This is a genomic window from Rugamonas apoptosis (assembly GCF_014042355.1).
In the GTDB taxonomy this organism is placed as follows: Bacteria; Pseudomonadota; Gammaproteobacteria; order Burkholderiales; family Burkholderiaceae_D; genus Rugamonas; species Rugamonas apoptosis.
Map to the genome: position 1 here is coordinate 134,771 of NZ_JACEZU010000005.1, position 17,469 is coordinate 152,239.

Consider the following 17,469-nt stretch of genomic DNA (forward strand, 5'->3'; position numbering starts at 1 on the left):
TCCCTTCCACCCAACAGGAGTCATCATGAAAAATATTCACGTTCTCCCGCTCGCCCTGTCCTTGCTGCTGGCCGGCGCCGCCAATGCCGCCCCGCCCGCTTCGGCGCCACCGGCCAAGGCCGCTCCTCAACAGGCCCAGCCGGCACCCAATGTGGATGCCCAGATCAAGGCCATGCGCGACATGCACGAGAAGATGATGCGCGCCACGCCCGAGCAGCGGCGCGGAATGATGAACGAGCACATGAAGCTGATGCAGGACAGCATGGCGATGATGAACCATATGGGCGGTTGCGGCATGATGGGTGGTCCCCAGGGTGGTCCGCAGGGTTGCGGCCAGGGCGCTCCCCAAGGCGGGCCGCAAGGTGGCGCGCAAAGTGGACCACACCACGGCCCCCAAGGCGGGCCGGGCATGATGGGCGCGCGCCCGGGTCCGGGCCGCGACATGGAGCAACGCATGGACATGATGCAGCACATGATGCAGATGATGATGGACCGCATGGACCAGGCGCCGGCGGCCAAGTAAGCGCCACGGCCACACAACGATCACCTCAAGGGGAAATATATGTCGTACAAGACGATACTGGTACACGTCGAAAAATCGAAACATCTGGCGAGCCGGGTGGCACTGGCCGCCCAACTGGCCAACCGTGAGGATGCCCACCTGGTGGGCGCGGCCATGACGGGCCTGTCGCAGTTCATCTACCAATGCGCCTCGATGGCGCCAGAAGCGGCCGTGGCGCCGGCCGACCTGAGCTTCCTGAACGAACGCGCCGACGCCGCGCTGGCCCAGTTCGAGGCGCAAGTGAGCCAGCTGGGCGTGAAGTCGTTCGAACACCGCCGCATCGACGATGAATCCGAAAGCGGCCTGACGCTGCAGGCGCGCTACGCCGACCTGGTGATCGTGGGCCAGACCGATCCCGACGAACCGACGCCCAACATCGCCGGCGACCTGCCCCAATACGTGATGCTGCATTGCGCCCGCCCTGTGCTGGTGGTGCCATACGCGGGCAAGTTCGACAAGCTGGGCGAGCACATCCTGCTGGCCTGGGACGGCAGCGCCGAAGCGACGCGTGCCATCGCCTGCGCCCTTCCCCTGCTGCGGCGCGCCGTCAAGGTGACGCTGGCCGTATTCAACCCCTACGCCGAGTTCAACACCCACGGCGCACAACCGGGCGCGGACATGGCGCTGTACCTGGCCCGCCACGGCATCACGGTCGAAGTGCTGCAACAGGCGACCGAGCTCGATATCGGCAACGCCCTGCTGTCGCTGGCGGCCGACATCAATGTGGACCTGCTGGTGATGGGCGGCTACGGCCACTCGCGCGTGCGCGAAGTGGTGCTGGGCGGCGTCACCAAGACCATTCTGGCCGAAATGACGCTGCCGGTGCTGATGGCGCACTAGGCAACTTAGTCGCGGGATCCAAACCAGGGCCAGACCCAACGGTCTGCCCCTTAGAAGTCATTTCGAAAAGCCCATGGCGTCGTTGTGGCGCCTTGCCGTGCGGAACGGCAGTGCCGTTCCCACTGTCTTCGGCTCCACGCCTAGCCACGGCCATTTTGAAACGACTTCTTAGGCGGCCGCCGCGTCAGCCGCGCGCAGCCAACAGACGGACCGCCGCTGCCGCCAGCCCCGGCGCCACATCGATGGCGTTGCTGACATGGGCTACCGTATTGCAGGTGACGATACGGCCCGGCCCCGCCGCCTGCAGCGCGGCATAGGCATCGTCCGCGAACAGCGCATGCACGCCCACATACACGGGCGCCATGCCACCGGCCTGCTGCAACTGGCCACTGGCCGCGATCATGGTGCGGGCGGTGGACACGATATCATCCACCAGCACAGGTGTACGGCCGGCCAGCAACTGCGCCGCCGGCGCCGACACTTCCACCGCGCGGTCGCCGCTGCGCACCTTGCTCAGCACCGTGGACGGACAACCGGCCAGCGCGGCCACCTGCGCCACCCACTGGCCGCTTTCCTCGTCCGGCCCCACCACCACTGGCTGCGGCACATTGACCGCGATCCACGCGGCGATGGCCGGCGCGGCCGGCACCACTTCCGTGGGGATGGTATAGATCTGGTCCAGGCTGTGGAAGCGGTGCAAGTGCGGGTCCACCGTCACCATGTAATCGCAGCAGCCCGACACCAGCCGCGCGAAATGGCGCGCCGTGATACCCTGCCCCGGCGCGAACACGGCATCCTGCCGCATGTAAGGCAGGTAAGGCACGACCAGGCCCACGCTGCGCGCACCCAATTCGCGGGCGACGCCGGCAGCCAGGTAAAGCGCCATGAACTTCTCGTCCGGCCGGTCCAGCGCCGCCACCAGCAGCACGTCGCGGCCCGACACGCCGGCCGGAAAAGCGGGGCACGATTCGCCATCCGGGAAGCGGTGGATTTCCAGCTCGCCCGTCTCGTACGGCAGGCAGGCCGCCAGCCGCGCCGCGAACGCCTGCGCGCCCGGCAGCGCCAATAACATGGGGCTCATTGCGGCTCCTCGATGGTGAACAGGTTTTCCTGCGACTCCGCATAGGCCAGGGCATAAGCCAGTTCGCCGGGCGACTCCGCGTGCAGCGTCAACAGCGGCTGGCCGACGGCCACCCGGCTGCCCAGCGCCGTATGCATCACCAGACCCGCCGCTGGCGCCACCGGCGCGCCGGCCAGCTTGGCCAGTCGCGCCAGACTGCGATTGTCGATGGCCACCACCTCGCCCTGGTGCAGCGCCACCAGCTCGTGGGTGTAGGCCGCGCGCGGTGGTTCGCGCATGCCGCCCTGGGCCGCGCAAATGGCTTCCAGCTTCTTGTATGCCGCGCCGCTGGCCAGTACCGATGCGGCCAGCGCCATGCCCTGCCCCGGCGCAGCCTTGCCGCCCAGCTCAAGCAGGCGCCCAGCCAGCAGCAAGGCGCGCTGGCGCAGGTCGTCCGGCGCGCCCGCTTCGTTGCGCAGCACGGCCAGCACATCCCACGCTTCCAGCGCCGGGCCGATACCGCGCCCCACCGGCTGCGAACCGTCCGTCAGCACCGTGCTGACGGCGATACCCAGCGCCTGCCCCACGGCCACCAGCCGCTGGGCCAGCGCGTCGGCGGCGGCGGCCGAACGCACCTTGGCAGTACGGCCAACGGGAATGTCAATCACCACATGGGTGGAACCGGCCGCGATCTTCTTCGACAGCACCGAGGCCACCAGCAAGCCATCGCTGTCGAGCCCCAGCGGGCGCTCGACCCGGATCAGCAGATCGTCGGCGGGACTGAGCGAGACGGCGCCGCCCCAGGCGATGCAGCCGCCCTCCTGTTGCACCACGGCGCGCATCTTGGCCAGGTCCAGCCCCACCGGCGCCAATGTCTCCATGGTATCGGCCGTGCCGGCCGGCGAAGTGATCGCTCGGGAAGACGTTTTCGGGATGGTCAGGCCGCAGGCGGCCACGATGGGCACCACGATCAGGGTCGTGCGATTGCCGGGCAAGCCGCCCACGCAATGCTTGTCCACCACGATCTCGCTGTCCCAGTGCAGGCGCTGGCCCACGCTGATCATGGAACGGGTCAGCGCGATGGTCTCGGCCACGTCCATGCGGTTGCCGGAGCAGGCCGTGATCAGGGCCGCCATCTCGATGTCGGAGTATTTGCCCTCGACGATGTCCTGCACGATGCTGCCGGCCGCCTCGGCGCCGATGGGGCGGCCGTAGATCTTGGCCCGCACGGACGAAAACGACAGCAACGGCGGCGCGTGCTTGACCCGCACCGCGTCGCCATTGGCGCCGCCCAGCGCGCGCCAGGCCGCCTCGGACAAGCCCAGTTGGCAACGCTCGATCAAATTACCGTGCACCACGTTGAGGGTGGCCACGATGTGGCGATCGCCGCGCCAGACCTCCAGCCGCGACTGGGCCTCAAAGCCTTCCGAGCGGCAGATCGGGCAATCGCTGCGCAGGTACACCACCGGTTCCTGGTAAGTGTCGATGCCCAGCCGGTGCAGTTGCAATGCTTCGTGGGCGCGGCTCATGACAACTCCACCTGGTCACGGTACTCGGGCACCCGGCAATCCCAGTGCAGCTCCTCCTTGATGCGGCGGCGCAGCGCGTCGGCCGCCGGCGGTTCGCCGTGGGTGACGAAGGTGCGCTTGGGCGCCTTGCGGAAGTGGCGCAGCCAGGACACGATCTCGTTGCCATCCGCGTGGGCCGACAAGTTGTCGATCTGGCGCACCTGGGCGTTGAGCGGCACGTATTCGCCGTGGATCTTGATGGCCGGGACGCCGTCCAGCATGGCAGCGCCGCGCGTGCCGCCAGCCTGGAAGCCGGCGAACAGGATGGTGTTGCGCGAGTCGGGCGCGAACGCCTTCAGGTGGTGCAGCACGCGCCCGCCCGTGGCCATGCCGCTGGCGGCGATGATCACCATCGGCACCTGGCGCTGATTCAGCGCGATCGATTCCTCCACGCTGTTGACGATCTTGGCCGCGTGGCACATGGCTTCCGTGTCGTGCTTGTTCAAGCGGTGCTGGTGGCGGTAGCGCATGTACAGCGCCGTGGCGTCGGTGGCCATGGGGCTGTTCAGGTACACGGGCAGCACGTCGGGAATCTCGCCCTTCTGCTTCAGCTTATAAATCTCGTACAGCAGCGATTGCGCGCGGCCCACGGCGAACGAGGGAATGATGGTCACGCCGCCACGGGCCGCCGTTTCGCGGATGGTCTGGCCCAGCAGGATGGCCGGATCGGCCGGATCATGCGTCCGGTCGCCGTAGGTCGACTCCACCACCAGATAGTCGGACTCCTCGACGATGCCGGGGGCGACCATGATAGGGTCGTGCATCCGTCCCAGGTCACCGGAGAACGTGATGCTGGTGGTGGCCGAGCGCAGCGTGACGATGGCCGCGCCCAGGATATGGCCGGCCAGCGTGAATCGCGCCGACAAGCCGGGCACCACCTCGAACGCCTGGTCGAACGGCATCGGTTCAAAGAAGTCGAGCGCGCGCACGGCGTCCGCTTCCGAATACAGGGGCAGCGCGGGCGCGTGGCCGCTGTAGCCGTGGCGGTTGGCGTGCATCGCCTCTTCTTCGAGCAGATGGCCGCTGTCGGGCAGCAGGATGCGGCACAGGTCCAGCGTCGCTTCGCTGCAGTAGATCTTGCCGCGGAAGCCGTTCTTGACCAGCAGCGGCAGATAGCCGCTGTGGTCCAGGTGGGCGTGGGTCAGCACGATGGCGTCGATCTCATACGCCGTTATGGGGAATTCCTCCCAGTTGCGCAACCGCAGCTGCTTATAGCCCTGGAACAGGCCGCAGTCGACCAGGATGCGCTTGGCGCCCGATTGCAGCAGGTATTTGGAGCCGGTCACGGTGCCGGTCGCTCCGAGGAATGTCAGTTTCATCTTCGCCTTCTTTCTTATTGCAGGTACTGGCCGGCGTACGCGGCCATGCAAAGCAATATGAGCGGATTTACACGTCAAAACCTTGCGCTGGATCAAGTTCTTGATATTTCTCAATCAACACTCTAAAAACAGCAAAAAATTTCAAGCTGGGACGGCCGAAGTTCGCCAGCTCTGCAGCGAGCACAATCGGCAGCCATTTTTACGGCAAGTTTTAATGGTTTGCAAGCGATTCGGTAAATGCCGATTGGGCATCCTGAATCAGGATGTCGGCAAACTTCTTCACCAACAACGTGGGCAGTTGCGGCACCACGAGGGCGCAGGTTGATATTGCATCATCGTCTAGCAAAGGCACGTAGACGATGCCCCGGCCTCCGAGGACCGCCATCCGTTGCGGGACGATCGCAATCCCTTTGTTTGCCGCCACCAGATCCAGCATGGATGCCTTGGGCGAGACGATCTGGGCCGCGCCGGGCACAAACCCTCTCTTCAGGCACAAGTCGGTCACGACCCGTGCCAATCCACCTCGCTCCCGGTAGACCGCCGACACGAACTGCTCGTGCTCCAGGCTGGCGATGGATATGCTGTCCCGCTTCGCCAGCGGGTGCGCATTCGGCACGGCCACCCACAAACGCTCAGTCGCGAGATCGACAAAACGGACCCGCGGGTCCCGGCGCAATACCGGAAGCCGAATAACGCCAACGTCAGCGCTGCCATTGGCGACCAGGGACACCTGGAGCTCGGATGAGGCACGGTCCAGGTCGATTCGCGCCTTTGGCGAGGTGGCCATGAATCGATTGAGAACCGGCATCAGGCTCGCCGCTGGAATCGTGCTGGAGTGAAGCAGGCGCAGCACGCCAGCCTCCCCGCGCGACACTTCGAGCCCCTCCTCGGCTGCGGCGGCCAGTGTCTGCGGAATTGTCATGACCCGTTCCCGATAGACCGCCCCAGCGGGGGTTAACCGCACACCTCTTGGTTCCCGGTCGAACAGCACAAAGTCCAGCTCTTCTTCCAGTTGGGAGATTTGCCGGCTCAACGCGGACTGGGCGATGAATAGTGCGGCGGCAGCTTGCGTGTAGCTGCCAAGGTCCGCGACGGTCAGGAAGTAATGGATTTGCTTGAAATTTGGCATATCAAAACGAGATGGATAACGGGGAAATTCAGCATTTGTGTTATACGCCAGGACTCGACAAAATGAAATCCCCAAGACGATGCTGTGGAATCCGCCATGACCGACATACATGTATTGCTGCGCGAACTGGAACAATTCAGCGCTTACAACGACGCCACCGTGATGGAGCGCCCCCGCCGTATGCTGAATATCACCCGCGACACCGGCGAGTTTCTTTCGGTGCTGGTCCGTGCCACAAACGCCCGGCGCGTGCTCGAAATCGGCACGTCAAACGGTTATTCCACCTTGTGGCTCGCCCAGGCTGCCCTCGCAGTGGGAGGCCACGTCACTACCGTCGAGTTATCAGACTTCAAGCTGCAAATGGCTGCGAAGAATTTCGACCGGTCTGGGCTTTCGCACGCAATCACCCTGGCGCACAGAGAGGCTGGGGAATTTCTGCAAGCCACGCCGGACTCAAGCTTTGACTTGGTTTTCCTGGATTCGGAACGGTCCGAATACCCCACCTGGTTGTCCGACGTGAAGCGGATTCTGCGCCCCGGTGGGTTGCTTGTGGCCGACAATGCCACATCCCATGCCGCCGAAATGGCGCCGTTCGTCGTACTGGTGTCCGCCGATGCTGATTTCAACTGCTGCACGGTGCCGGTCGGCAACGGAGAGTTTCTGGCAACCTTAAGGACGGGTAGTCTCTTGTCATGCTAGTGTTGTCCGGGCTTATTCGAGAAGAACACCTGCCCCCTCATGAACGTCGCAGTGTTCCAGATCGAATTGGACTGGGTCGGCGTGTCGGCTGGGTCAGGTGCGAGGTCAGGCTGGGTAACGAGTCAGCATTTTTGGACGCAATCTTGGCACATTGCTCGACCTGACGCAATGACCCAACACCTGGAAGATTGGCTAGAATTTTGCTCAGTCTGCTTCCGCCCCGTTGCGGACATTGACGCGATCAGCGAAAAAGCTAGTCAGCCCAACCGTAATTCCAGCTCACTTCAGCCAACTTATTGTCTTCAAAGTTAAAGAATACGTCGCTGATGGCTTCACCACCGATCTGGTACAAAGAGTCCTAGAACTAATGGCGGTGGGTGGGCCCAGGATTTTTCGAACTTGCTCATTGGATTGACCAAGTTTCAAACCCCTTGGAAGCATAAACTTGGTGGATGTGGTTGATAGGTAAGCGTCTTTCCAGCGCCGTCTGGACTGCGTGACCAGCGTCATCCATGATCAAATTTTGGCACAGCATTGGTGCCCACAATTTTCGAATATGGACACAAATTTTCAACCGGTCATTTCCACGAATGAACGTGGCCACTATCGCCAGCATTCGTTGGAGTTCAAGCGCGCCCTGGTGGCGTTGTCTCTGGAGCCTGGCGCCTCGGTCGCGCGCATAGCGCGTGAGCACGGCGTCAATGCCAACCAGGTCTTCAGCTGGCGCCGGCTGTATCGACAAGGACGCCTTGGCGTACCTGCACTGATGCGAGACGATGGCCTGTTGCCGGTGATGCTGGCGCCAACTGCGCCTGCACCGAGTAATTCCAACTCCGATGCCGGCGGCATTATCGTGCTTGAGTTGGGCGAGGTTCGCGTTCGGATCGACGGGCAGCCCAATGTGGCCATATTGGCGCAGGTGTTGGACCGGGTGCTGCGATGATCGGCCTGCCCACCGGTACCCGTGTCTGGCTCGCCGCTGGCATTACCGACATGCGCTCCGGCTTCAATGGCCTGGCTGTAAAAGTGCAGACGGCGTTGGAGGAAGATCCGTTCAGCGGCCACGTGTTTGTGTTCCGAGGGCGACGCGGCGACCTCATCAAGTTACTGTGGTGGACCGGCGATGGCCTGTGTCTGTTGGCCAAGCGGCTTGAGCGCGGGCGCTTCATCTGGCCGCAAGCGACCAACGGCTCGGTGGCGCTGACGCAGGCGCAGCTGTCAATGCTGCTCGAAGGCATAGACTGGCGACGGCCAGAACGCACCTGGAAGCCGACGTCGGCCTTGTAAACGTTACAAGGCTCCTTGTGATTACCCACTATTTTCACATTCCAGGCAATATCCGATTTGGATGTCGACACGCCGTCGCATGCCGCGCCAGATGACCTTGTTGCCGGGCGGAGGATCGCTGGCACGTGCGAGATAGCCGCCCAGTTCAAGGCGCTCGACGAAGTGAGCCTGCCGGTCCAAGGTCGCTTGCCCGAAGCCGGAACCGAGTGCCCTACCGACTTGTCTAAATCAGGCGTGAAGGGAGACGTCAACACAGCATTGCCTGTAGCAATTGTCGGGTGCTCCCTTCACTTTCTCAATGAAAGGAGTTTGCCATGAAGTCAGTCATGCATCGCGCCGCCATCGCAGGCGCGCTCGGCTTGGCCGCGGCCGGCAGCGTCTCCGCCAGCGTGAGCTTGCCGCCGGTTCAAAACACGGGTCAGGTCGCCTACCTGAGCGGGGGCATAGGCCAGGACGAGGCTGCGGCGCTACAGGCCGAAAGCCGGCGCTGGCCGTTGACGCTCGAGTTTGCAGTTGCGAACAAACACCGTTCGGAATTTGCCGCCGATGTCGCTGTTAGCGTACGCGACGCCAAAGGGCGTGAAGTGCTCAACACGACCTCCGACGGTCCCTTCCTGCTGGCCAAGCTGAAGCCAGGCAGCTACACGGTCGAGGCCAGCCTGGCCGGCAAGACTATGCAAAGGCGTATCGTCGTCAGTGCACAACACCCGAACCGGGTATTGCTGCTGTGGCCGTCGACCGTCGATCGAGGCATTTCGTGATGGTCCCACTTTCCATCGACGCTTAAGGTTGTGTAGCGATAGCGAACGGAAGGATGAAGTAGATCTGGCTGTAGGGGCACATGCAGGCAACTTCGTTCCCTGCGCAGTTCGGCCAAGCGGTCGATCAGCGGACGCAAGCCGCGCCGATGCACCCGATCCACTAGGATAGCGTGAAGCGCGCCAACGACAAGCCTTGGCGCGCCGCGATCTGCTCGATCCGATACAGCGGCAAAATCGTCACCTGCCAGTCCATTGAGCGAGCTGTCGTTTGATCTTGTCGACCCAGCCAAGCCTGGATTTGCCCCCCGCCGATCTCTTCTCGATCTCGTCAATCTGTTGATGCATCGGTTTGTAATCCTGCTTTGAACCATAGCCGAGCGTCTCCCCCATGCGTATCTGCTCGCGGGCCCCTTGGATGCTCTGTGCAAGTTTATCGTCCTCTTCCTTGGTGCGCCCTTTTTTGTCGGCGAGTGCCTGGGCTGCCTTGATCTGCTCCTCCGCGCGGAGTTTGGGAAGCGGTACCACTTCGGTCGTAATGACTAAAGTGTTGAGCATGGTTTGCAGTGCCGCTTTCGCCTCGTCGACTTTCCCCGCATCAATCAACGGCGTAATGCTCTTGATTGCGGCAGGATAGGTCGCGAGCGGAATGTTCAGCGTCCGATATTCAATTTCGCTACCGAGGCCCTCGATCAATTGGCGCGCCTTTTGAATTTCACCGTCGGCGAGCAAATCGCGTGCTTCGTTCACGGCGGCCTTTACCGTGTCAATCTTGGCAAACAAATCATGGGTGATCACATCTGTGCGCACGGGCGCCAGGGCGAGCTTCGGATTTCTTGCCAAGATCAACTCTAGCTTACCGGTCGCAACCGCGAGCGCATCGAGCGCTTCGCTGTTTTTCTTTTCATTCAATGCCCTCAAGGCCCGCTCCGTTTCCGCCACAGCCGATTGAGCCTCGGCGATCAGTTGTCCCTGTTTCTCCAACGACATTTCGGCTGTACGTTTGTCGATTTCCGGTTGGACTGACCGGTTCGCTTGACCTTGCGGCTCAGCCCTTGGTTGCACTGAGCCAATCGCGCCACCGGAAGGTGAAAGCATGAGCCCGATCGAAAACAAAACAGCACACGAAATATTGCGGTTTAATGATTGTTGCATAGTGCCTCCATTTGCTTGGTTTTCCCTGCCGCATTCCGTACACAACGCCGCGCCTTCCATTGATGGCTTGTCAGCATGCGCCAGTGCAGCCAACACGGTAAGACAGCGGTTCTGCATTACCGTTCCGCGTTCTTGCCTACATGACCATCTTTACGAACGGCGCGCCGAGCTCCGAACCAAGGTGCGGCAGTTCTTAGCAACGGTTCGCATTCGGATCGACGGGCAGCCCAATGCGGCCATATTGGCGCAGGTGTTGGACCGGGTGCTGCGATGATCGGCCTGCCCACCGGTACCCGTGTCTGGCTCGCCGCTGGCATCACCGACATGCGCTCCGGCTTCAATGGCCTGGCTGTAAAAGTGCAGACGGCGTTGGAGGAAGATCCGTTCAGCGGCCACGTGTTTGTGTTCCGAGGGCGACGCGGCGACCTCATCAAGTTACTGTGGTGGACCGGCGATGGCCTGTGTCTGTTGGCCAAGCGGCTTGAGCGCGGGCGCTTCATCTGGCCGCAAGCGACCAACGGCTCGGTGGCGCTGACGCAGGCGCAGCTGTCAATGCTGCTCGAAGGCATAGACTGGCGACGGCCAGAACGCACCTGGAAGCCGACGTCGGCCTTGTAAACGTCACAAGGCTCGCGTAAACTTGACGCATGCTCAGCCCAGCCGACCTGCCCAACGATATCGACGCCTTGAAGGCATTGCTGTTAGCCAGCGAGCGCCGGCTGCAAGAGCGTGACGAGCAATTGGCCGGCATGGCCGAACAACTGAACACGCGCGCCGTCGAGATCGAGCACCTCAAGCTGCAGATCGCCAAATTGCGGCGCATGCAGTTCGGCCGCAAGTCGGAAAAGCTGGACCATCAAATCGAGCAGCTCGAGCTGCAACTGGAAGACCTGCAGGCCGACGAGGCCGAGGCGGCGCGCGAGATGCCGGCCGCTGACCAGGCGCCACGTAAGAAATCGGTGCGCAGGCCATTGCCCGAGCATCTGCCGCGTGACGAGAAGGTGTATGCGCCGAACGCCGATACTTGTCCGGCCTGTGGTGGCGGCCTGCGGCCGCTGGGCGAGGACGTGGCGGAGCAACTGGAGTTCGTGCCGGCCAGCTTCCGCGTGATCCGCCATGTCCGCCCCAAGCTGGCGTGCTCTTGCTGCGACGCCATCGTCCAGGCGCCGGCGCCGAGTCGGCCAATCGAGCGCGGTATCGCCGGCCCCGGTCTGCTGGCGCACATTCTGGTGGCGAAGTTCGCCGATCATCTGCCGCTGTACCGCCAGTCCGTCATCTACGCCCGCGAAGGTGTCGACCTCGATCGCGCGCTGCTGGCGAGCTGGGTCGGCGCGGCCAGCGCGTTGTTACGGCCGCTGGTCGATGCCATCCAACGCCATGCGCTGGCGGCGTCGAAGCTGCATGCCGACGACACCCCGATTCCGGTGCTGGCGCCCGGCAACGGCAAAACTAAGACGGCGCGTTTATGGACCTACGTGCGCAATGACCGGCCAGCTGGCGACACCACGCCGCCAGCCGTCTGGTTTGCCTACACACCGGACCGCAAGGGTATCCATCCGCAAACGCACCTGGCCAAGTTCGCGGGCGTGCTGCAAGCCGATGCCTACGCCGGCTTCAACGCCTTGTTCGAAGACGGCACGATCCGCGAAGCGGCCTGCTGGGCACACGCGCGACGCAAATTCCACGACCTGCACGCGGCGCGACCAACCCCGCTGACCACCGAGGCGCTGCGCCGCATCGCCGAACTTTATGTGATTGAGGCCGAGATCCGGGGCAAACCTCCCTACGAACGAAGAGAAGTTCGACGAGCCCGCTCGCGCCCGCTGCTCGATGACCTGGAGCGTTGGTTGCGTAGCGCGCTCGATACGTTGTCCCGCAAGTCCGACACGGCGGCGGCGATCCTGTACGCGCTCAAACTCTGGCCGGCACTGCTGCGCTACTGCGACGACGGCGCCATCGAGATCGATAACTCGGCTGCCGAGCGCGCCTTGCGTGGTGTCGCCATCGGCCGCCGCAACTACCTCTTCGCCGGCGCCGACAGTGGTGGCGAACGCGCCGCCGCGATCTATTCGTTGATCGGCACGGCCAAGCTGAACGGTGTCGACCCCGAAGCCTGGTTGCGGCACGTGCTGACGCATATCGCCGATCATCCCGTGAACCGGGTTGATGATTTCTTGCCTTGGAACTGCAACCTGCCAGCAGCCCTTTGAGATGACGCCGCTTCCCAGCGGGGTGATGCCATCATCGATTAATTTTCTACAGCACTCAAGACGGCGCTCAGCGGACGCTTACGTTGATAGCGTGAGCAGGTTTCTATCTCCGTTTGGTTCGAGAATGAAGTTGGCCTGAAACGTATCAAAGGTAGCGTCGTGAAATTCGGCGTCTGGGCCATCCTCATACATTCTACCAACCGATATCTGGTCCCTTAGCGGCTTTACTTTCTTGAACTTGGCAAAGTACTTGTCAGAATACTCGAAGAGCTTTATTGCAGTTAATCTGGACTTGGCATCATGGCAAATTGCCGTCACCATCAATGGGTCTTCATCGGCCTGCACCACGCTGATTGGGGCGGCCAATAGCAACAGCGTTGCAACTATCAGGAGAAAATGGACTCGAACCTTTGACATTAATATATTGAAGCTTGGAATTTTTGGCATCTGGACTCAAGTCTTTGTCTTTTTACTATACGCAACAGTCAGGTATTGGCCGGTAGCCGCTAGCGTAACAGCCCAATCGAACCAAGTGCGAAAATAAAAATTAATATAATGAGGAAAAAAACCAAAGCGACATGCGACAGTAAATAATTAATTGGATTCTTATTCCTGTAAACGATTCCGCCACGTGTTGAAACATTGTCTTGGGTGCGATACGAATCCACTACTACCAACAAGCCTGCGACTGAGCCGAACAGTCCAGAAAAATATGCAAACTGGTACTCGCTGGTCGGCCATACGACGAGAGGAACGAGAAGGAGAAGCGCGACCAGAATCAATATTCTAATGAGTTTCATTATGCTCGAAAGTCCACAATTGGCCGAACTCGGCCGATGGCCCTCAGGATAGCAGCTTGCTCAGATGAAAAATACACGTATTGTTACGCCAGGCAGGCGAAGCCCCGAAGGGGGCCTTGGGACCGCGTCACTCGTCATCTAACGGTGCATAAATATCCACCGAGAGAGCGATGTTGCGCTCACCCAGCATGAGCAAGGTCTGCGGCAATATTACGATGCCTTCGTTTGATTCGTGCATGAGCCAGCCACAGAAAATGTCCATCTCAAATTTTCTTGCAAACGAAGCCCATACGTCCAGGCTCACGTTGGTGTGACTTAATAGCTGAGAAATTTGACCATCAAAGTCGCCAGTTTCTGAAGGTTCCGCTTCCAGTATCCATGCGCCAGTTTTTTTCACAACGACTGCGCCAGATGAGGTCGAGTATTTATAGCCCTTAATCCACCCCTTCGTATAGTAGTGGCCGAACAAGCGACTTAGTTCCTCAGGCACGAGTTCGTCGCCAAATATACGAAGCGCCGCTTGGCATCTGCTTATTGTCGCCATATTCGCCTAGCTTTAATTTGTGTGAGCGACCGACTGGTAATGGCCGCTAACGGCAACCACCAAGGCATTCCTAGGTTCGGCGCACTTCACTGTGACGCCATTTTTGAATGTTCCCTTGCACTTCTAAGATTCCAGTCTGAATTAGGACCTCTAGACGAGCTTGTACCACCAATCCCATCTCATCGATCCTTGAAACATCTACCTTCTCCACATCCGCAATGATGCCTATGACACGTGCCACTTTTGACCAATTGCCATCGACCGCAGCAAGTATAAGGGTATCGATTCGCGAATTTTCCATAGTATTCAGCCAGTTTAAACGGCCGTTATTGGCCGAACACGGCCAAAGATAGTCAGAATAGCATGTTGCTTACATGCAAAGTTCACGGTTTGTCACGACACGGCTGAAGTCGCCCTTTATCAGACGCTTCTTGCTGCGCTACTCAGGCTATTGGGCTACGCCCGAGCCGGTTCGCCGCGGAATGCTTGCGCCCAGTCGCCGCTTCCAGACTACCGGCACGACCCAACCCAAAGGCAGGCATGTTGACATATACACTCTCGTAGGCCCCGGCAGCTACGGCGAAGGTTTCGTGCCAGATGCCGACTGTTCCATCAGTACCGACGGATTGATTGAACGCCTTCCACGCCGGCAGATGGGCCGCCTCCTTGCTAGTGGCATAGGCCATCAATTGGTCCATCGAGCGCCAGTACTGAACCATGATAAGCGTCCTTGAAAACCACATCTCCGCATGCAGCAAGCCCAATTCGGGCTGGCGTCGCAACTCGCTAATCATGCGTGGCATCGCAGCGGCAACTGGCCACCACTTGTGCACCTTCCATGGCTGATTAAGACGCATGCCGATGAGGAAAACGACAAAATCGCCGTCGATTGTTGCGGTGAGCCGTTCACGGTGAATCATGCTGCCCCTTACTAACGAGTTTAATGATCCTCCTGGCCGAACTTGAACCAACGACAGATAGCATACCATCTTGCCAAAATGGAAAAATCACGCATTCTCACATGACGTTCAGCTTCCATCTCCGTAAGCGTCTAAACCGGCGCAAAGTGTTACTTGCCGACTGAGGGCGACGGCGGCAGGGCAGCGCGGAAGCTTGCTCATCCATACCCGGCTTCACTCGAATTTAAAAAAGATCGCCGAGGACCAGACCTTGCTGTCGTCGCGCTGGCGGCCATAGAAGTAGACCGGCCGGTGCCCGAAGGCGGCATTTTCCGGCGCGATTTCTATCGATCCTCCGAGGTCGTTCGGCAGCGGTTTTTCAGTCAGACGCTCCAGAGCCAGAAATAATTCAGTGCCGCCAAGATCGAGTTTCAGACCGCCCGTAGCCAGCAATTCCGCGCCACTGATTTCCCAGCTAAATTGCGGCCTGTGTACAAATGGATTGGGCTTGAGCGGATCGCCCACCTTGACGTAGCTGCCGATGCTGCCTTCCACCTTGATCGTGCAGTGGCGCAGGTTGCTGACATCGATCTCGACGCTGTCGGCGTCGCCATAGGTGTCGCTGCGAAAGACGAGATCGGTCGGCCCGTCCCTCCGGCAAACTTCTTCGCCATGTTCGAAGCCGTGCGACTGGAAACGATTGATGGTGCCGTTGAGGATCGTGATGCGTCCTTGCCAGACCGCCCAACGATAGCGGTCCGGGATCCGGGCGCCGCCCCAGCGCAAGCGGATCAGGCGTTCGGAATAGCCGGCTTCCTCATGCAAATTGCGCTGCCATATCAAGCCGTTATGATCATACGCGGCAATTTCTTCCCAGCCGGCCTGGCCGAGAAAGCGGTAATCGAGCGTGGCCGGCCCGTGCTGCGGAACCACGTCGCCTTGCAGGTATTTTCCGCTGCGGACCAGCAGCGCCGTGTGTTCCCCCGTGGTTGCCCACGTGTGGCGAGCGCGCAAGGCACGGCCGATGGTGGCGCGGTCCAGGCGGTCGGCGATCACGCCCGTCAAGCCGCCGTGTACGCCGAACACCTGGGTGCCCGGCGGGCCGCCGCCGGGGCGGCCGCGATGCTCGTCGCCGCTGGCCGCCACGCCGAGCTGATAGCCGCGGCCGATGACATCCTGATACAGCCAGCCGAAATGCCCCCAGCTCGACGCGATTTCCACCAGCCGCTCCAGCTCGGGATGGTGCCAATCGGGGATGTAGCGGCGACCTCCCACGTGGGGCATGATCAGGCGGTGTTCGGCATCGTCGACATAGGCGGCCCATAATTCCTCGACCGGCCAGCGTCCCAGCTGGACCGCACTACCCTTCATGTCTTCGTTCCAGACCAGGGTCCGGTTGTGTTCGCCCTGTTGGTTGTAGGGGAAGTCCGGCGGCGCGTCGTCCAGGAACACCACGTTATGATCGCCGCCGGCGGTCGAACTGCCGCACCATTCCTGCACCGGATAGCAGACGAAGCGTCCGGGCTGGTTGAATTCCTCCACGGTGCGCACGCCCAGTTGCCAGTTTTCGTCCGTGATCTGGAAGTCGTTGGCGGTGTAGCCCAGTACGTCGATGCCGCCGATGTCGCGCGCATAGGCGGCGTTGTAGGCCGGGCTGTTGGTGCCGACCGTATCGCTGGCATGCACGTGCAGATCCGCATAGAACGCGCGCGGCGCGGGCAAGGCGGCGTCTATCGTGACGAGAGCTTCGGTCTGCGGGACATCGCGCTGGCCGGGCAATTCCGCCACCAGCCGCAGTTGTGGGAAGTCGCTTGGCAAATCGTCGATGCCGATGCTGGACCAGCCAGTCTCCGGCAGCGCATGGTCGCGTTCATACACCTGGCGCTCGCCGGCAAACGCGCGCAGGCGCAGCGTGCCGCCGCTGTCCTTGCAGGCGTTGCCCCAGCGGTCCAGCACGGAAATGCGGAACGGTATCGGCTGCCCCGGATGCGCGAAGCGCGGACCGTTCACCAGCAGACGGGCCGGCGCGCCGGCGCCGATGTCGATCACGATATCGCCTGGCACCGCGACAAAGCGCGAGGTGCCCAGCGGATCGACATAGCAGCGAAAGCGGAATTTATCTTCCACGAAAGTCTGCACCCGAGTGCCGGGACCGCCGCCACGCCGGTCGCCCAAGCGAATGATTATATGGTCGCCCGCGTTCAGGTAACCGTCGACCACATCGACGATCAGCGCTTTCTGAAACGGCCGCTCATGCCCTTTCTGATCGAAGCGGATGCTCAGCGATTGCACGGTGGCCGGGCTCTGCCCGGGCAGCAGAGGGCCGGCTTGATATTCGGCGCTGATATAGTTGGCCGCGGTCGGATCGCTGTTCTGGAACAGCGCCCAGTCGGAATAGAATTTGAAAGTGGCCTTGAACCAGCCGCCGTCGGCCAGGCCGGCCGCGCCCACTTCGTAGTCGAGCACGATTTCATTCCAGCTGCCGCTCTCCAGACGCGCGACGTTGCAATGCACCGATCCGACGAACGGCAAATTCTTATTCCGCACATACAAACCTTCGGGGGCATGATGCGGGCCCAGTTTTTGGCGCAGCACGCCGTAATGTTCCGCTGCCGCGGTTTCTTGCTTGCTCATGTCAT

Annotated in this window: 18 protein-coding genes; 8 read left to right on the forward strand and 10 right to left on the reverse strand. The window is 61.3% G+C overall.

Annotated features, from left to right (window positions below; all coding sequences use genetic code 11):
• Positions 1 to 25: 25 nt before the first annotated feature.
• Entirely contained in the window at positions 26 to 523 is a 498-nt protein-coding gene (locus H3H39_RS11685; protein WP_182153559.1) for a hypothetical protein, read from the forward strand.
• A 39-nt stretch (positions 524 to 562) separates the two neighbouring features.
• Positions 563 to 1,402: a universal stress protein gene (locus H3H39_RS11690; RefSeq protein ID WP_182153560.1), complete on the forward strand. Its 840-nt coding sequence runs from the start codon at positions 563 to 565 to the stop codon at positions 1,400 to 1,402.
• A 184-nt stretch (positions 1,403 to 1,586) separates the two neighbouring features.
• Here the strand turns inward: H3H39_RS11690 and H3H39_RS11695 are convergent, their stop codons facing one another.
• From H3H39_RS11695 to H3H39_RS11710, 4 genes are all read right to left on the reverse strand, one after another.
• Positions 1,587 to 2,483 carry a ribose-phosphate diphosphokinase gene (locus H3H39_RS11695; protein WP_182153561.1) on the reverse strand — a complete coding sequence of 299 codons (897 nt, stop codon included), beginning with the start codon at positions 2,481 to 2,483 and terminating at the stop codon, positions 1,587 to 1,589.
• The gene (locus tag H3H39_RS11700; protein WP_182153562.1) at positions 2,480 to 3,991 is read right to left on the reverse strand and encodes a thymidine phosphorylase family protein; all 1,512 of its coding nucleotides are present in this window, start codon (positions 3,989 to 3,991) and stop codon (positions 2,480 to 2,482) included. The genes H3H39_RS11695 and H3H39_RS11700 overlap by 4 nt, the downstream gene beginning before the upstream one ends.
• Complete coding sequence (locus H3H39_RS11705) at positions 3,988 to 5,349, reverse strand: MBL fold metallo-hydrolase RNA specificity domain-containing protein (protein ID WP_182153563.1); 1,362 nt, start codon at positions 5,347 to 5,349, stop codon at positions 3,988 to 3,990. The genes H3H39_RS11700 and H3H39_RS11705 overlap by 4 nt, the downstream gene beginning before the upstream one ends.
• Before the next feature lie 211 nt (positions 5,350 to 5,560).
• Positions 5,561 to 6,589: a LysR family transcriptional regulator gene (locus H3H39_RS11710; protein ID WP_229217995.1), complete on the reverse strand. Its 1,029-nt coding sequence runs from the start codon at positions 6,587 to 6,589 to the stop codon at positions 5,561 to 5,563.
• On the opposite strand from H3H39_RS11710, the gene H3H39_RS11715 reads away from it, so the two are divergent.
• From H3H39_RS11715 to H3H39_RS11730, 4 genes are all read left to right on the forward strand, one after another.
• The gene (locus tag H3H39_RS11715; RefSeq protein WP_182153564.1) at positions 6,575 to 7,177 is read left to right on the forward strand and encodes an O-methyltransferase; all 603 of its coding nucleotides are present in this window, start codon (positions 6,575 to 6,577) and stop codon (positions 7,175 to 7,177) included. The two genes, H3H39_RS11710 and H3H39_RS11715, sit on opposite strands and share 15 nt — an antisense overlap.
• Before the next feature lie 496 nt (positions 7,178 to 7,673).
• Positions 7,674 to 8,120: an IS66-like element accessory protein TnpA gene (gene tnpA / locus H3H39_RS11720; RefSeq protein WP_311196900.1), complete on the forward strand. Its 447-nt coding sequence runs from the start codon at positions 7,674 to 7,676 to the stop codon at positions 8,118 to 8,120.
• The gene (gene tnpB / locus H3H39_RS11725; protein WP_182153565.1) at positions 8,117 to 8,464 is read left to right on the forward strand and encodes an IS66 family insertion sequence element accessory protein TnpB; all 348 of its coding nucleotides are present in this window, start codon (positions 8,117 to 8,119) and stop codon (positions 8,462 to 8,464) included. The genes tnpA and tnpB (H3H39_RS11725) overlap by 4 nt, the downstream gene beginning before the upstream one ends.
• A gap of 314 nt (positions 8,465 to 8,778) precedes the next feature.
• On the forward strand, positions 8,779 to 9,225 hold the full coding sequence (locus tag H3H39_RS11730) for a carboxypeptidase-like regulatory domain-containing protein (protein ID WP_182153566.1): 447 nt from the start codon (positions 8,779 to 8,781) through the stop codon (positions 9,223 to 9,225).
• A gap of 237 nt (positions 9,226 to 9,462) precedes the next feature.
• On the opposite strand, the gene H3H39_RS11735 is transcribed toward H3H39_RS11730, so the two are convergent.
• Entirely contained in the window at positions 9,463 to 10,494 is a 1,032-nt protein-coding gene (locus H3H39_RS11735; RefSeq protein WP_182153567.1) for a YfdX family protein, read from the reverse strand.
• Between the two features lie 153 nt (positions 10,495 to 10,647).
• On the opposite strand from H3H39_RS11735, the gene tnpB (H3H39_RS11740) reads away from it, so the two are divergent.
• Together tnpB (H3H39_RS11740) and tnpC are read left to right on the forward strand one after the other, a co-directional pair.
• Positions 10,648 to 10,995: an IS66 family insertion sequence element accessory protein TnpB gene (gene tnpB, locus H3H39_RS11740; protein WP_182153565.1), complete on the forward strand. Its 348-nt coding sequence runs from the start codon at positions 10,648 to 10,650 to the stop codon at positions 10,993 to 10,995.
• Positions 10,996 to 11,024: 29 nt separating this feature from the next.
• Positions 11,025 to 12,587 carry an IS66 family transposase gene (tnpC, locus tag H3H39_RS11745; RefSeq protein WP_182153568.1) on the forward strand — a complete coding sequence of 521 codons (1,563 nt, stop codon included), beginning with the start codon at positions 11,025 to 11,027 and terminating at the stop codon, positions 12,585 to 12,587.
• A 78-nt stretch (positions 12,588 to 12,665) separates the two neighbouring features.
• Here tnpC and H3H39_RS11750 read toward each other — a convergent pair whose 3' ends face one another.
• From H3H39_RS11750 to H3H39_RS11770, 5 genes are all read right to left on the reverse strand, one after another.
• Positions 12,666 to 13,034 (reverse strand): hypothetical protein, encoded by a 369-nt coding sequence (locus H3H39_RS11750; protein ID WP_182153569.1) that lies wholly within the window; start codon positions 13,032 to 13,034, stop codon positions 12,666 to 12,668.
• A 480-nt stretch (positions 13,035 to 13,514) separates the two neighbouring features.
• On the reverse strand, positions 13,515 to 13,931 hold the full coding sequence (locus H3H39_RS11755; RefSeq protein WP_255462567.1) for a DUF4279 domain-containing protein: 417 nt from the start codon (positions 13,929 to 13,931) through the stop codon (positions 13,515 to 13,517).
• Positions 13,932 to 14,001: 70 nt separating this feature from the next.
• Entirely contained in the window at positions 14,002 to 14,232 is a 231-nt protein-coding gene (locus tag H3H39_RS28510; RefSeq protein ID WP_182153571.1) for a DUF3658 domain-containing protein, read from the reverse strand.
• A gap of 142 nt (positions 14,233 to 14,374) precedes the next feature.
• A complete protein-coding gene (locus tag H3H39_RS11765; protein ID WP_182153572.1) occupies positions 14,375 to 14,851 on the reverse strand; it encodes a DUF4188 domain-containing protein in 477 nt (158 codons plus the stop codon).
• 213 nt (positions 14,852 to 15,064) lie between these two features.
• Positions 15,065 to 17,464: a hypothetical protein gene (locus H3H39_RS11770; RefSeq protein ID WP_182153573.1), complete on the reverse strand. Its 2,400-nt coding sequence runs from the start codon at positions 17,462 to 17,464 to the stop codon at positions 15,065 to 15,067.
• Between the last annotated feature and the right edge of the window lie 5 nt (positions 17,465 to 17,469).